Consider the following 14378-nt stretch of genomic DNA (forward strand, 5'->3'; position numbering starts at 1 on the left):
AGGAACGAAACCCAACATTTATCGGCATTTGTTGGGTAACGCTTGTGCTCAACCCAACCTACAATTTCTCTCAGCCCTTGCAGTATTGGGATCGGTGCCTACTCTTAAAGTATATTTAAAAAATTTTGGATTCAGATCGTTCATTCTGAATACGGGAGGCGGAGCCTCCTAAAAGGCATTCCCAGCTTGAGATGGGAACGAGATGACAGATCTAGGTATACGATACTTGCACCATTATTTATTTGTGTAAAAAATAAATTCTTGCTTCTAATTCCCTACTTTTAATTATGAGAATTAACCGATCGCTGTTTCAGCGTTTTTGAGAAAAGAAAATTGTATAGTAAACAGACGGATCAACTCGATCTGTGAACCGATTGTAATAATATTGTTCTTTAGTAGAATCCACATAGTCTATTGTGCCTTGAGACTCTTGTTGTGCTGCTACTTTATTCTTCACTTGACCTCTGTCCAAAAAAGCAGTTATTTTTGAGCGTGCGATTAAAAAGGGATTGCGTTGTAATTCTTGTTCAGTACCACCTAACCGAATCTCTTTTATGTTAGAAGGCAACAAGTCATGAGAATTATTGATAGTCTTGGACATATTACATTTTTCTCCTTTCAAATTAAGTGTTACTGAAAACTCTGTGATTCTTTTACGAGCGATCACCATCTATTTATATATTAGGTATTACGTACACCCATTTATGCATTCTTAAATATAATTTAAAACGAAGAAATTAAAATTTTGTCTGTAAAAACTTGCTTATATAATGAAGTTTTATCCTTAAACCCAGCTTCTGCATCAGATCTGAACTTTTCAGAAAGCCACTCCTTGAGCAGAAAGCACCAGTTAATTTGAGCAGTAGGCGATCGGCTTGCCATTGACTGAGATAATTCGATTAGATCGAATTTCAATACCATTTTTTAATCTAAGAAAGTCAGCTTTATTTGCTGCGTAAACATCCACAATCCGGTCTTGTATCTCCACAACCTCATCAGCCGCACCCCGATAAATAATGCAGCATGGTTGGCGCAATGTTGCCAATGCCTCTAACTCATTATAAAAGCCGCAATCTACTAGGATATACTCATCCATTCTTAGTACCTCATCTTATTATACTTATGTCCTTATTGAAGAAAATTTTGTATTGTGTATATTCTTAAAGTTTTATTAAGTTAACATTAATTATGCTAAATACTACTTTTTCACTCCAATTTTGATAGACAAAAATTTCTTCCAGTAAATATTAACTTGAGAATTGCCAGATTAACTCAATTTATCACTTCTGACTTGGTTATTTGTCTAGCAATCCTAAATCATTTGTAAAATTCTCTCTTCTCTTTGCGCTCTTTGCGTCTTTGCGATTAATAATTTTTATAACTCAAATAGGACTCAATACTACAAGGGCTGAGACATAAATTCCAAAACACGTAGGTTGGGTTGAGGAACGAAACCCAACATCTAGAAGCATTTGTTGAGTTTCGCGCTTCCTCCTATACTTCCTGAACCAAACGATTTTTATGATTGCTCCCTCAACACTTTTTCTTATCTATCTAATCTCTCCGCGTCCCCTAGTCTCCGCGTCGCACTTCAAGCGTGCCATTCGTTTAAGACCGCTCATGTGGTATCATCTCGTTCCTAGCCAGAAGTACAGAATACAAACTGCGAGGCGCTCTTACGCCACATAGGAGGCGGAGCCTGGAAACTTTTTAAACTCCACTTCCGAAATCTTAAAATTTAAGAAAATAATAGATTAAGTCAAACATTATTTTGACTGTCCTAAATTTCTCTCACGAAAAATGAGTTATCCCTTCCTAGAACGCTTGCATAGCCCCAATCGCCCAGTTATCGTCTTTGACGGTGCAATGGGAACTAACTTGCAAAGCCAAAACCTGACTGCAGAGGACTTCGGTGGTGCTGAGTATGAAGGTTGTAACGAGTACCTCGTTTTCACAAAACCAGAAGCAGTCGCAAAAGTTCATCGTGACTTTCTTGCAGCTGGTGCGGATGTCATTGAAACAGATACCTTTGGCGGTACTTCTATTGTTTTAGCAGAGTACGACTTGGCTTCCAAGGCGTATGAACTGAGCAAAGCAGCTGCGGAACTCGCAAAGAGTGTGGCGGCAGAATTTTCTACCCCTGAAAAACCTCGCTTTGTCGCAGGTTCCATCGGACCAACTACCAAACTGCCAACTTTAGGGCATATTGATTTTGATACCATGAAAGCTGCTTTCGCCGAACAAGCGGAAGGGCTGTTTGATGGTGGGGTCGATCTGTTTATTGTTGAAACTTGCCAAGACGTACTGCAAATTAAAGCGGCGCTGAATGGTATTGAAGAAGTTTTTACGAAGAAAGGCGATCGCCGTCCATTGATGGTGTCCGTTACTATGGAATCCATGGGTACTATGCTGGTAGGGACGGAAATCAACGCCGTACTGACAATTTTAGAACCCTACCCAATTGACATTCTCGGTCTGAACTGTGCAACAGGTCCCGACTTGATGAAACCGCATATAAAGTACCTTTCCGAGCATTCACCGTTTGTTGTTTCCTGTGTTCCGAATGCTGGTTTGCCAGAGAACGTTGGCGGTCAAGCACACTACCGTCTAACGCCTGTAGAATTACGGATGGCATTGATGAATTTTGTTGAAGATTTGGGTGTCCAAGTGATAGGGGGTTGCTGTGGGACACGTCCGGAACACATTCAACAATTAGCAGAAATCGCCAAAGACTTAAAGCCAAAGGTCAGACATCCTGAGTTAGAACCAGCCGCAGCGTCAATTTACAGCACACAAAACTACACTCAAGATAATTCCTTCTTGATTGTTGGGGAACGACTCAACGCCAGTGGTTCTAAAAAGTGCCGCGAATTACTGAATGCGGAAGATTGGGATGGCTTGGTTTCAATGGCAAAGGCGCAAGTCAAAGAAGGCGCACACATCCTTGATGTGAACGTTGATTACGTGGGGCGCGATGGCGTGTGTGATATGCACGAGTTGGTATCGCGATTGGTTAATAATGTGACACTGCCATTGATGCTTGACTCCACTGAATGGGAAAAGATGGAAGCAGGGCTAAAAGTGGCAGGTGGTAAATGTTTGTTGAATTCGACCAACTATGAAGATGGAGAACCCCGTTTTCTGAAAGTGTTGGAACTGGCCAAGAAATACGGAGCGGGTGTTGTTATTGGTACAATTGACGAAGAGGGGATGGCGCGAACAGCAGATAAAAAGTTTGCGATCGCCCAACGTGCTTACCGTCAAGCTGTAGAGTATGGGATTCCAGCCACAGAAATATTTTTTGATACTCTTGCCCTCCCGATTTCTACTGGTATTGAAGAAGACCGTGAAAACGGCAAGGCGACGATCGAAGCCATTCGCCGCATCCGTCAGGAATTGCCCGGTAGTCATGTTCTTTTGGGAGTATCCAATATCTCCTTTGGTTTAAATCCTGCAGCGCGAATCGTGTTAAACTCAATGTTTCTACACGAGGCGATGGCAGCAGGAATGGATGCAGCAATCGTCAGTGCTAATAAAATTTTACCCATAGCAAAAATTGAAGAACGCCATCAAGAAATTTGCCGCAAGTTGATTTATGATGAACGTTCTTTTGAGGGAGATATTTGCACTTATGACCCCTTAGCAGAACTCACAACAGTTTTTGCAGGAGTCACAACAAAACGAGACAAAGGTTTTGATGAAAGTCTACCTGTTGAAGAACGTCTCAAGCGCCATATCATTGATGGCGAACGTATTGGTTTAGAGAAAAACCTAGCAAAGGCTTTAGAAAATTATCCTCCTTTGGATATTATCAACACCATCTTGCTAGATGGTATGAAAGTGGTAGGCGATTTGTTTGCTTCCGGACAAATGCAATTACCCTTTGTATTGCAGTCTGCTGAAACCATGAAAGCGGCGGTTGCTTATCTTGAACCTCTCATGGAAAAGTCAGAATCTGGTAACAATGCTAAGGGTACGTTTATCATTGCGACAGTGAAGGGAGATGTTCACGACATTGGTAAAAATTTAGTGGATATCATCTTGTCCAATAACGGTTACAAGGTGATTAACTTGGGAATTAAGCAACCAGTGGAAAACATCATTGAAGCATACGAGAAGCACAAAGCTGATTGTATTGCCATGAGTGGTTTATTGGTGAAATCCACTGCGTTTATGAAAGAAAACTTGGAGGTTTTCAACGAAAAAGGAATTACGGTTCCTGTCATTTTGGGTGGTGCGGCGCTAACTCCCAAGTTTGTCTATGAAGATTGCCAAAATACTTACAAAGGTCGAGTAGTTTATGGCAAAGATGCATTTTCTGACTTGAATTTCATGGATAAATTAATGCCAGCGAAATCTGTTGGAAATTGGGATGACATTCAAGGGTTTTTGGGTGAATTTGCTGAAGCTGCTGAAGTGTCAGGAAATGGTCACAAAAATTCAAAAGAGAAAGCAGTTAAAGAAAAAGCACCTACTGAACCAAAAGAAGTTGATACCAGACGTTCTGAAGCAGTGGCGGTGGATATCAAACGTCCGATCCCACCTTTCTGGGGAACGAAGATTCTTCAACCAGAGGATATTTCTTTGGAGGAAGTGTTCTGGTATTTGGATTTACAGGCTTTGATTGCTGGACAATGGCAGTTCCGCAAGCCAAAGGAGCAATCTAAGGAGGAGTACCAGGCTTTCTTGGATGGGAAGGTTTATCCAATTTTGGCGGAGTGGAAGCAGCGAGTTGTTCGGGAAAATCTATTGCATCCGCAGGTGGTTTACGGTTATTTTCCTTGTCAGTCTAAGGGAAATACTCTGTATCTTTATGATGTGAATCACCAAGATGCTAAGGTAATAGCTGAGTTTGAGTTTCCAAGGCAGAAGTCTGGAAGGAGATTGTGTATTGCGGATTTCTTTGCACCGAAGGAGTCTGGAACGATTGATGTATTTCCAATGCAGGCGGTGACTGTTGGGCATATTGCTACTGAGTTTGCTCAAAAGTTATTTGCAAATAATCAATACACTGACTATCTGTATTTTCACGGTTTAGCCGTGCAGGTAGCGGAGGCGCTTGCTGAATGGTCTCACGCTCGCATTCGTCGTGAGTTGGGCTTTGGGGCTGAGGAACCGGATAATATTCGGGATGTTTTGGCACAACGCTACCAAGGTTCGCGGTATAGTTTTGGGTATCCGGCTTGTCCGAATATTCAGGATCAGTACAAGCAACTGGATCTGTTGGGATGCGATCGCATTAACTTATACATGGATGAAAGCGAACAGCTTTATCCAGAACAGTCCACAACGGCGATTATTACCTATCACCCTGTAGCTAAGTACTTTAGCGCTTAGTAACTTTTCGCCTTCTCCGCATACGGGGAAGCGACGGTGTACACACAAGTTGAATTACCCCACCCTAACCCTCCCCTTAGAAAGGGGAGGGAACTAGATTTCCTGTTTCCCCCCTTTCTAAGGGGGGATTAAGGGGTCCTTTGATGCCGTAAACTGGATATGGCGGGGCTTAAATTGTATCCGGGTCAACGCCCATTTCTCTTAGCCGTTCTGCCAATCGAGTTGCCCGTTGTTGTTCGTTCTCGGCTCGAAGCCGTTCTTGCTCAGCTCGTTGTTGTTCTTGCTCAGCTCGTTGTTGTTCTCGCTCAGCTCGTTGTCGTTCTCGCTCGCTTAATTCTTTTCCTGTTGGAATGACATCTCCCTTGACATCGCACCACCTCAACCACAGCCCTGGTTGTTCTTCAAACGTGCCTGTCCATAATGTTAAACCTATCCCGACTGTTTCTAACCAGAAAGGTGATTCTATTTCTACATATTTTCCTGCTGTCAGCGCATATACCCGCAATAGTGCGCCGTTCATTTGCAGAGTCTCTTGAATCTGTTGCAGGGGGTCAAACACTGCATAATATGCAATTCCAACCCGAGCATAATCTTCTTTCTTCGCCCCCAATTCTTTGCCTTTGCGGTTGGAAACTATTTCAATCGCCACTTCTGGTGCTTTGCCAAACTCCCACACAAAGTAACTGCGATTCTGCTTTTGACTCCAATCTGCTGGCATTTGCACATTCAAACTGATAAAAGCATCTGGTACAAGTGGTTCTTGCTTGCGTGAGTAGAATAGTCCTACATTTGCCCCTGCTACGAAAGGAGTTGTCAGCACCGAGTTAGTGTAAAGTGGTTCTACTAGCAGCCGTTGTTGCTTTTCACTTTGAAAGTTATCCACTGGTTTGTCATCCTCGATTTCCAGTTGGCTAATGTCGGGGATAGCAATTTCCTCTGCATCTAGAAGCTGCTGTTCAGACATAAGTTACGATTCTAACCCAAAGTGATGACATCCCTTATATTGTAAGCTCAAATCATGAATATCTGCTGTTGTGCGTACAAATTAGCTGCGATTCGCCTCATCCGAAACTGAAACATCTCCCTCAGTGATTTTTTGATAATTTGTAATATTTCACACTCACTGTTAGTGCGTACAAGTATGAGGGAACTCTATAAAATAGCCCCTTTAGATTTGATGAGTTAGGGCTATGTTGTCTCGCAAAATAAAGCTTGAGGTACTTTGTGGCAAAGATGTTTCCTGAAAACCTGCGTTCAGATGTTAACAGCAAGGCAGAAAAGTTTTTATATCAAGCATTTCAAAAACAATTATCAGACAATTTCACTGTCTTCCATCAAGTTCGCTGGCAAGCCCGTAATATTCGTAACGGAGCCAAAGATGGTGAAGTTGACTTTGTGATAGCTTGTCCCAATTTAGGTATTTTAGTCCTAGAAGTCAAAGGAGGCGAAATTTGCTACAACGGCAGAGAAGGCAACTGGTATAGCAACCAAACCCGTATCAAAGATCCTTTTCAACAAGCGTGTACTAGCAAACACAATCTAATTAATCGCCTTAAGGAACTGTCTTATTGGAAGAGTCTTTGGATTCCTATAGGACACGCAGTCGCATTTCCAGATGTTGAAGTCAATGGTAGCTTACCTTTAGATGCTCCTCGAAACATTATACTCGATCGCCCCCAGTTAAACAATTTATCAGGTTGGGTGCAGGAAATCTTGAACTATTGGCATGGTGAAAATCCACCAACAAATCGGTATAGGAATAGTTTCGATGCAAAAAGTATTAAAGACCTTATCAAAGTAATTGCACCAAATTCTCGCAAACTACCACCACATCACGATGATAGTGCTTTCATAGAGCTAACCGAACAACAAATCGGTATGCTAGATTTTATAACAAGTTATCGACGTGTAGCTATCAGTGGTTGTGCTGGTTCAGGCAAAACTTTATTGGCACTGGAAAAAGCCCGCCGTCTTCAAGAACAGGGATTTAGCGTTTTACTAACCTGTTTCAATAAAAGCTTGGCTCAATTCATGGCTAAGACTCTTGGTTGGAAACCAAATCTACACGTCTACAACTTTCATGGATTATGTGAAAAATTATTTCATCAAGCTGCTCTTGCTCCAAATAAAGAACAGTTTTCTCAAGAGCAACTTTTTAGAGAAATTTATCCAGAGCGTCTTATACAAGCTGCTGATAAAATAAAATGGCATGTAGATGCAGTGATAGTCGATGAAGGACAAGATTTTCATGAAAATTGGTGGTATGCACTCAAGCTGTTACTTAATGAACCAGACGATGGCATTTTCTATTTCTTTTATGATAGCAATCAAAACATTTATAATGCTGGTTGGAAACCTCCTTTAGAAGAAGCTCCCTTTGCCTTAAACAAAAACTGTCGTAATACTCAAAAAATACACGAGTATGTTCTAAAATTTCACCCAGACCCCAACTCAATCGCATCTTTATGCCCAATAGGGCAGGATGTAGAAAGGTACCATTATACAGGCGATACTCAACTCAAAAATATACTTAGTCGCCTTCTTCACCATCTAGTTATTGATAAGGGTTTTGCCGCCAAGGACATTGTGATTTTAACAACCAGACGCAAAGCCTCGCTACAAAATCAAATGGTAGGACAATTTCGTATTAAAGCAGAGCCTGACACTAATCGAAATGAAATTCTTTGCAACACCATCTATTACTTTAAAGGGCTTGAGAGTAAAGTAGTTATTTTAGTAGAAACCGATCCCAATAATTCACAACATCAGAAATTAATGTATGTAGGTGCTTCTCGTGCTCGTCACCACTTGATTGTTCTCCAAGCAAATGTTTAAGAAAATAACGTTTTAATTAAACGCTATAGGGGGTGCGTTAACACTGTGTAATGCACCTTCGTACTTTATCCGGACTTATGCAACCGATAAACTGCAGTTAACTCAAGACATCTACACTACTAGTTGCCTGCAAATATTGTCATAAAATTCACACCTTTCGACTTACTGAATTAGTATGAGTTTGTTAGTTACTAATAAAATCTCGCCACATACCCGTCATAGAGTAGGTGTCGCTAATCTTAATGGAGCAATATTTTTCAAAACCATGGCGTTCGTAGAAGGAAATATTGCGAGAACTGGAGGAAACAAGATAACACGGATGCTAGTTTTTATCTGCGTAATCGAGGACGGGTTTGAGTAAATTTTGACCGATGCCCTTTCCCCGTGCGGATGGTTTCAACCCAATAAAAAACACTTCGCAATGGCTTTGTTGCGGTTCGTTATTACCGACTTGTTCGATCAGATGTTGAAAACGTTGAGCGGATTCTTCTCCTGCAAATTTGGTAATGTTCTTAATAATTTCCATCAACACTTGCTCAAATTGTTCGTTAAAAATTTCCACTTCCGCTGGATACCAAATACAAGCACCTTGCGAATTGGGTGCCATGATAATTTTGCCGCGTTTGCTGGCATCAGCCACAAGTGGTTCGAAGAAGGCATACATAGCCGATAAACGATTGGAATTTTGATCGAAGACAAGGTTAAAGCTGGGGTTATCACTAAATGATTCTGCCAAAACCTGGGCAATGGTGAAGATGGGGGTAGAAGAGTTTTCCAACATCAAATTATTACTCATCATTACTGTGCCACTATTTATGCTGAATCTATTTAGATATAGGACTTTGGTTGAATTGCAACCCATCGCCTTACTTGCCGTTGAGTGGCAAACATAGGTATTAGTCCATCGCTTTCTGTATCAAATCAAAGATCGGAGTTCATGCCCGAAGCGAAAGACTCTTGACGGCATCAAGTTAACTATCTGAGTATGGTTCAATTCACATATAGGTGTGGACTCCAGTTATACAGGGTACCAATAACATTGTAACAGAAACTCCGTATGTGTTACAAAAATAATACATAAGTTTTCAGGTGCTCCTCATGGTTAGCGATCGCACATCAATGCTGAAAGTATATTAGGATAGCATAAAGCAAATACAGGTTGTGCGAAGATGAGCCGATAGTGAGGCGTCAAGAGTATTTGCAAAGTTCTTTTTCTAAAGGATGGGTTGATTTATGGAGTGGTTAGATGTAGAAGATATGCGTGGGCGTGTTGAATTTATTTAAATTGCTGCCACCTTACAAAAATCTTGCAATTACTTGGATAAAAAAACAACTCTTTAGGCAGTGCATTAAGCTAAACTGTCAGCAAGCTCTTGTAAGTCATACCTAAGGCGGCTTTATAGTTCCTGCATCAGTCACAATGGAAAACTGGCAATTTCTCATTCAGCAACAAGGCGATCGCTCGTGGCGTCCATTGGAATCACCCAACGAGGAGATTATCGAGGGGCGCTACAGAATTGTCGCTCGCTCGAACCGTACCAGTATGGATGTGGAGGTACGCATCGCTCATACCTCGACTTTAGAGATGCCACCCAAGCGGCGCATCCAAAGGCGATCGCGTCGCATAAATTCTGATGGCTTAATGGCAGTGATTCCTTTTACCTATCTTAAGCCAGGAATTTGGGAGTTGCGTTGTTCGAGCGATCTGATGTCAGAAGTTCTCGGTACATCTTGGCAACAGGATGTTCGGTTGCAAGTCCTTCCTAAGGTAACAATTGGGCAAGCGGGACAAGAAAGTAAGGAGGTACTTGCTGCTGATAGTGAGAGCGAACAGGAGGAAGATATTCAGCCTGTTAACCCGGTATGGCTAAAAGGAGAAACAGCAGAGCAAATTTTAAACAATTTGATTGAATTAGCTTTACCAGATTCGGAAGCAGTACTAGAGGACGAAGAAACTGCTGACGATACTTTAACCTCTGTACTCGAATGTCCCCTTTCTCTGACTCTGGATAAGGAAATCTACACTGTATCTTGGGGGCAAACTCTTACAGTTAATGGGTGTGTCAAGTTAAAAGAATCAACTCATTATGAAAGAATTTATAGCGGTGAAATTAGAATAGAACTATACTCACCCCAAGGTTCTGAATTAATCAGAAGAGTGCGTCAGTCTTTACCAGAAAAGTTGTTACCCTTTCATGTAAGATGCTCTGTTGAAATTCCTCTTGAATGTGCATCTAAACTGATTTTAGCAGAAATGAGTTTGTATGGCACAATTTCGTTGGGTAGCAATACTCTACTGTTAGCCAGAGAGTCTTTTACAATTACAGCAGATGTGGCAGATTTATTAGCAATAAGCGCTGCATCTTATAAAGAACGAGACATAGTAGAAGATACTCAAGAAATTGAGTTGCTTGATACATCTGAAGCTAAAAAGTCAAATAAACTTATAGGTTTGGAATTTTTTAATCTCGTTAAAACAGGAAAAACATCTGAGCCTATTGCTGTAAATCCCATTCCTAACAAAACTCTACCACCAAAAATTAATAAGGATTCTAGCCGCCAATCAGCACCTCAATTGCCGAGAATTGCTTCGTTGCAAAATAAGACGATCGCCCCTAGTGCTGCCGTTCCCGCTTTGTCTAGTGCAGATGATATTGGTTATGTAAGAACTCGCAGCACTACTTTTCCATATTTAAGACGAATCAAAGCTTTTATCGATGACGGGCAAAAAGTTGAGAGTAAACCTCTGGAATTATTTAATTTTCAACCACTTAACAATCAACAGGCGCTGGTTGAAACTCCCAATGGAGATTCCGCTCAATTAGAGGAAGGAGACACACAAATTCAAAACGAGCCTTTTGAACAAAGTATCTCTCAACCCATGGTTGAAGAGACACAAGCCCAATTTGAATCTCCAGAGCAAAATTCATCGCCATTGGTAGAAGAAGAGAGAGAACCTCAAAAGCGATCGCTAACAGAAATTTTTCCTGCTTCCAGTTCTGAATTAATAGTCACAGGTGCCCCCCGCACGTCCCCTCTGATTAAACAGTGGATGCAAAGTCAAGGGTATGCTGTACCCGAGCCAATTAATTTAAGAGACCAAGACTACTATGATATTGATACTGTCCCTATCTCGGTAGAAGAGGAAAAGGAGACGCGAGCACAGGAGAACGCCCAGAAGCTACCAGAGGAAGTGCAGACAGAGGAACACCAGGACGCGGAAAACTCAGAAGCGGATACAGTCATACAGCAAGAAGTTGCAACAAATGTTGTAGCAGATGTCGTCGATGAAATATCTGTAAAACCAACGGATAACCTACCCGTTACCACTCCCCATTACAGCAAAGCACGACTAACCTCGTTGGCAAAAGAGATAGTGGTAGACGATGATAATTTTGATGAACTATTGACTGAGAGTTCAACACCCGCTCTTTTACAGCAAGAGGAACAAACCGCATCAGATGTACCTGTCCTATTGTCTGTGGTATCGGCGATCGCACAACCGCTACCAGTTCCCCAAATATACTTACCAAAAGGCGAACTGATTTCTGGCAAATCCGTCATGTTACGGGTGCGGCTAGCGGAACGACGCCCTGAATTAGCTGTGAAGTTCTGGGTAGAAGATTGCCAAACTCGCCAGTTAATAGACGGTCCCCGTTGGTTGATAAATTTCCTACCTCTGATTTCAGGCGGTATGGAAGAACTCATTCATATCAACGTTCCTTATGGGTGTCTGGACATTCGGTTAGAAGCGATCGCAGTAGACATGGCTACCAAACAAGAGAGCGACAAAGTTTCCATACAACGAACCGTTGTTCCTCCAGACTTACCCAATTTCCGTCCAGATGAGCTTTTAGGAATTTGAACAAATTTGTTTGTGCTCGTTCCTGGGCTGCTTGCTGCCTGGGAATGCAGACAGCGAGGCTCTAACTCGACTCCATTTCAGGAGGTGGAGCCTCCGTGCAGTCATTCCCAGCTTGAGCTGGGAACGAGGGAGGCTGAGGCGAAATTTGTTAAAAATCTTTAGAGTTCAAAAAAACAGGGCATAATTTGCAGTAAGCTCCTAAATGAATTGTTGCTTAATTTAAGAGGAATAATCTGTATGTACTCAGCTTCATACTTGTCTGCCATTTTTGTACCCCTGACAGGTTTTTTAATTCCTGCTGTTGTATCGGCGTTTATGTTGCTATACATTGAACGTGACGATATTGGTTAATTAGCAAATAGATAGTGGTTAGTCGTTGGTAGTTAGTAGTTATTTGTCACAATAAACTACTAACCACTAACCACTAACCACTAACCATTAACTATTAGTTAAATAGAAGAACCGAGACCAGCGTAAGCGCCGTAAAAGAAAATACCTACAACGGTAATTACGCCTAACCCTGCGATTGTCGCTACAACCCATAGGGGAATTCTGCCACTTCCAGACACTGCTTTTTCCTCCCTTAACGAATACACAAGACAATTTCAGACATCCAGCACTCTACGGATAACTTTCGCTCCAGTTAGTTAAAGAAGTAACTGGAAAACAGAATCCCTAGAACAAAGACGAGTAGTAGTCCTAGATATAATGAAGTCCGGTTCAACTCAACCGGCTGATTGTTGGGATTGGTATTTCTATCCATGATTCTCTCCTAGCGTTGAATAAACTGCATCGCAGCAATGGCACCCAAAAAGAAGACGGTTGGTACTGCTAGGGTGTGAACGGCAAGCCATCTAACCGTAAAAATGGGATAGGTAATTGGTTGATTTCCGCTTGTCATAATTTGAAACTACTTTGTATTACTAAATTGCTGTACTTGTTTTTTTGCATCAAAACGGTTATTCACAATGGGCAACTCTTGCCGTACTTGCGTGTAATACTCGTTAGGGCGGGGTGTTCCAAACACATCGTATGCCAAGCCCGTGCTGACAAACAACCAACCTGCAACAAAGAGTGCGGGAATGGTGATGCTGTGGATTACCCAGTAACGAACGCTAGTAATGATGTCCCCAAATGGACGTTCTCCAGTAGTGCCTGACATTTATATCCCTACCTTCAAAAAGATTGCTATTGAGATCATTATCCTACAAAGTTAAGAAAGAGTTACACAATGTAACCTCTTTCTCAGAAAACAGGATAAATACCTAGGCTGCTTCAGACTTGGCAGCAGTTGCAACACTAGAATTATATTTTAGTAAAACACCGCGATCGCCAATTGCAAAACCTTGTTCTGGATTGAAAAAAACAATTTTGTAGAAATTCGCGGGGACACTTTCAACGTCACGGTCTTTTTCCCAAGTTTTGCCGCCGTCAGAGCTACGCATCAAATTACCGCTACCGCCACCCAGCCAAATTTCATTGCTGTCGCGATAAGCTAAATCCAGTAAACCCCAACTTGTGGAAAGTTCTGGAAATTGAGCATCAAGCCACTTTTCTGGGTCTGCTGGGTCGCTAAACTGAATTTGACCGCCCCGTGCTAGCATCCACATTTGCCCATCGCTCGTGAATCCCATGTTTTCGACGCGCCGAGAACTGTTCCGATTGTGAGGAACCCAAGCAGTTTGCCCTGGTTCCCAAGTGGAGTAGAAGTTACCCTTAGCAGAAACAGCAACGTATTTCCCATCTGGAGAGCGTTTCATGTTACGAACCACCCCAACAGCTTGTTCTACCTGAGCTTTCCAATTCAGCCCGCCATCGGTAGTTTTGTATATAGCGCCTACGTCTGTTGCCATTTCAGCAGAGTACTGTCCCAAAGCAACAATCTTAATAGGGTTACCTGGTAGTTTTTCATTAAGAGGAATACGCGACCAAGAATGACCTGCATCCGTGGTATGGAGTAACAAAGAAGGTTCTCCTGCTATCCAGCCCTCCTTGCCCAAAAAACCAACAGTGTTAAAACGATAGCGTTGGTCTTCGAGCTGTACTTCTATAGGTTGCCAAGTGGAACCACCGTCTTTAGTTTCCAACAGAGTAGCATTGCTACCCACCAAAAAACCGTGTTGGGGGTCGCTAAAGGCAATATCTAGGAGTTTTGCCTCTGTTGGCACAGAAATCACTTCCCAAGGGTTGTAAGCAGTTGAAGGAACCTTACTACAACCCACGCACACAAGGATAACTGCAAATAAAGCTAATAAACGCTGCCAAGATTTTGCAATTGAAAACATTTCTATTCGTCAGTTTCTAATCTAAATTTGTTTACCTAATTCTGTGAAAATGCAGA

General features: G+C 42.0%; 13 protein-coding genes. 4 read left to right on the plus strand and 9 right to left on the minus strand.

Annotated elements, in window-relative coordinates; translation table 11 throughout:
- Positions 1 to 310 precede the first annotated feature (310 nt).
- Together F7734_RS36960 and F7734_RS36965 are read right to left on the minus strand one after the other, a co-directional pair.
- Positions 311 to 601 (minus strand): hypothetical protein, encoded by a 291-nt coding sequence (locus tag F7734_RS36960; RefSeq protein WP_155749452.1) that lies wholly within the window; start codon positions 599 to 601, stop codon positions 311 to 313.
- 249 nt (positions 602 to 850) lie between these two features.
- Entirely contained in the window at positions 851 to 1096 is a 246-nt protein-coding gene (locus tag F7734_RS36965; RefSeq protein WP_155749453.1) for a hypothetical protein, read from the minus strand.
- 704 nt (positions 1097 to 1800) lie between these two features.
- On the opposite strand from F7734_RS36965, the gene metH reads away from it, so the two are divergent.
- On the plus strand, positions 1801 to 5337 hold the full coding sequence (gene metH / locus F7734_RS36970; RefSeq protein ID WP_155749454.1) for a methionine synthase: 3537 nt from the start codon (positions 1801 to 1803) through the stop codon (positions 5335 to 5337).
- 169 nt (positions 5338 to 5506) lie between these two features.
- On the opposite strand, the gene F7734_RS36975 is transcribed toward metH, so the two are convergent.
- The gene (locus tag F7734_RS36975; protein ID WP_155749455.1) at positions 5507 to 6301 is read right to left on the minus strand and encodes a Uma2 family endonuclease; all 795 of its coding nucleotides are present in this window, start codon (positions 6299 to 6301) and stop codon (positions 5507 to 5509) included.
- Positions 6302 to 6570: 269 nt separating this feature from the next.
- Here F7734_RS36975 and F7734_RS36980 point away from each other — a divergent pair, with 269 nt between their 5' ends.
- Positions 6571 to 8172 (plus strand): NERD domain-containing protein, encoded by a 1602-nt coding sequence (locus tag F7734_RS36980; protein ID WP_155749485.1) that lies wholly within the window; start codon positions 6571 to 6573, stop codon positions 8170 to 8172.
- A gap of 322 nt (positions 8173 to 8494) precedes the next feature.
- Here the strand turns inward: F7734_RS36980 and F7734_RS36985 are convergent, their stop codons facing one another.
- Entirely contained in the window at positions 8495 to 8971 is a 477-nt protein-coding gene (locus tag F7734_RS36985) for a GNAT family N-acetyltransferase (protein WP_207714298.1), read from the minus strand.
- Positions 8972 to 9592: 621 nt separating this feature from the next.
- Here F7734_RS36985 and F7734_RS36990 point away from each other — a divergent pair.
- Both F7734_RS36990 and F7734_RS36995 read left to right on the plus strand, forming a co-directional pair.
- On the plus strand, positions 9593 to 12037 hold the full coding sequence (locus F7734_RS36990) for a hypothetical protein (protein ID WP_155749456.1): 2445 nt from the start codon (positions 9593 to 9595) through the stop codon (positions 12035 to 12037).
- Between the two features lie 237 nt (positions 12038 to 12274).
- Entirely contained in the window at positions 12275 to 12388 is a 114-nt protein-coding gene (locus F7734_RS36995; RefSeq protein ID WP_155749457.1) for a photosystem I reaction center subunit VIII, read from the plus strand.
- Positions 12389 to 12486: 98 nt separating this feature from the next.
- On the opposite strand, the gene F7734_RS37000 is transcribed toward F7734_RS36995, so the two are convergent.
- From F7734_RS37000 to F7734_RS37020, 5 genes are all read right to left on the minus strand, one after another.
- A complete protein-coding gene (locus tag F7734_RS37000; RefSeq protein WP_015209608.1) occupies positions 12487 to 12606 on the minus strand; it encodes a photosystem II reaction center protein J in 120 nt (39 codons plus the stop codon).
- Positions 12607 to 12680: 74 nt separating this feature from the next.
- Positions 12681 to 12800, minus strand: coding sequence for a photosystem II reaction center protein L (locus F7734_RS37005; protein ID WP_072040825.1), 120 nt, complete (start codon positions 12798 to 12800; stop codon positions 12681 to 12683).
- Between the two features lie 9 nt (positions 12801 to 12809).
- Complete coding sequence (psbF, locus tag F7734_RS37010) at positions 12810 to 12938, minus strand: cytochrome b559 subunit beta (protein ID WP_155749458.1); 129 nt, start codon at positions 12936 to 12938, stop codon at positions 12810 to 12812.
- Between the two features lie 9 nt (positions 12939 to 12947).
- Positions 12948 to 13199 (minus strand): cytochrome b559 subunit alpha, encoded by a 252-nt coding sequence (psbE, locus tag F7734_RS37015; RefSeq protein WP_155749459.1) that lies wholly within the window; start codon positions 13197 to 13199, stop codon positions 12948 to 12950.
- Between the two features lie 103 nt (positions 13200 to 13302).
- A complete protein-coding gene (locus tag F7734_RS37020; protein ID WP_155749460.1) occupies positions 13303 to 14322 on the minus strand; it encodes a photosynthesis system II assembly factor Ycf48 in 1020 nt (339 codons plus the stop codon).
- Positions 14323 to 14378: the final 56 nt, after the last annotated feature.

Source organism: Scytonema sp. UIC 10036 (genome assembly GCF_009725235.1).

What these genes read in the sequence shown, in the direction of transcription:
- F7734_RS36960 (WP_155749452.1), bottom strand. Translation starts at nt 601, where the DNA reads ATGTCCAAGACTATCAATAATTCTCATGACTTGTTGCCTTCTAACATA.
- F7734_RS36965 (WP_155749453.1), bottom strand. Translation starts at nt 1,096, where the DNA reads ATGGATGAGTATATCCTAGTAGATTGCGGCTTTTATAATGAGTTAGAG.
- metH (WP_155749454.1), top strand. Translation starts at nt 1,801, where the DNA reads ATGAGTTATCCCTTCCTAGAACGCTTGCATAGCCCCAATCGCCCAGTT.
- F7734_RS36975 (WP_155749455.1), bottom strand. Translation starts at nt 6,301, where the DNA reads ATGTCTGAACAGCAGCTTCTAGATGCAGAGGAAATTGCTATCCCCGAC.
- F7734_RS36980 (WP_155749485.1), top strand. Translation starts at nt 6,571, where the DNA reads ATGTTTCCTGAAAACCTGCGTTCAGATGTTAACAGCAAGGCAGAAAAG.
- F7734_RS36985 (WP_207714298.1), bottom strand. Translation starts at nt 8,971, where the DNA reads ATGATGAGTAATAATTTGATGTTGGAAAACTCTTCTACCCCCATCTTC.
- F7734_RS36990 (WP_155749456.1), top strand. Translation starts at nt 9,593, where the DNA reads ATGGAAAACTGGCAATTTCTCATTCAGCAACAAGGCGATCGCTCGTGG.
- F7734_RS36995 (WP_155749457.1), top strand. Translation starts at nt 12,275, where the DNA reads ATGTACTCAGCTTCATACTTGTCTGCCATTTTTGTACCCCTGACAGGT.
- F7734_RS37005 (WP_072040825.1), bottom strand. Translation starts at nt 12,800, where the DNA reads ATGGATAGAAATACCAATCCCAACAATCAGCCGGTTGAGTTGAACCGG.
- psbF (WP_155749458.1), bottom strand. Translation starts at nt 12,938, where the DNA reads ATGACAAGCGGAAATCAACCAATTACCTATCCCATTTTTACGGTTAGA.
- psbE (WP_155749459.1), bottom strand. Translation starts at nt 13,199, where the DNA reads ATGTCAGGCACTACTGGAGAACGTCCATTTGGGGACATCATTACTAGC.
- F7734_RS37020 (WP_155749460.1), bottom strand. Translation starts at nt 14,322, where the DNA reads ATGTTTTCAATTGCAAAATCTTGGCAGCGTTTATTAGCTTTATTTGCA.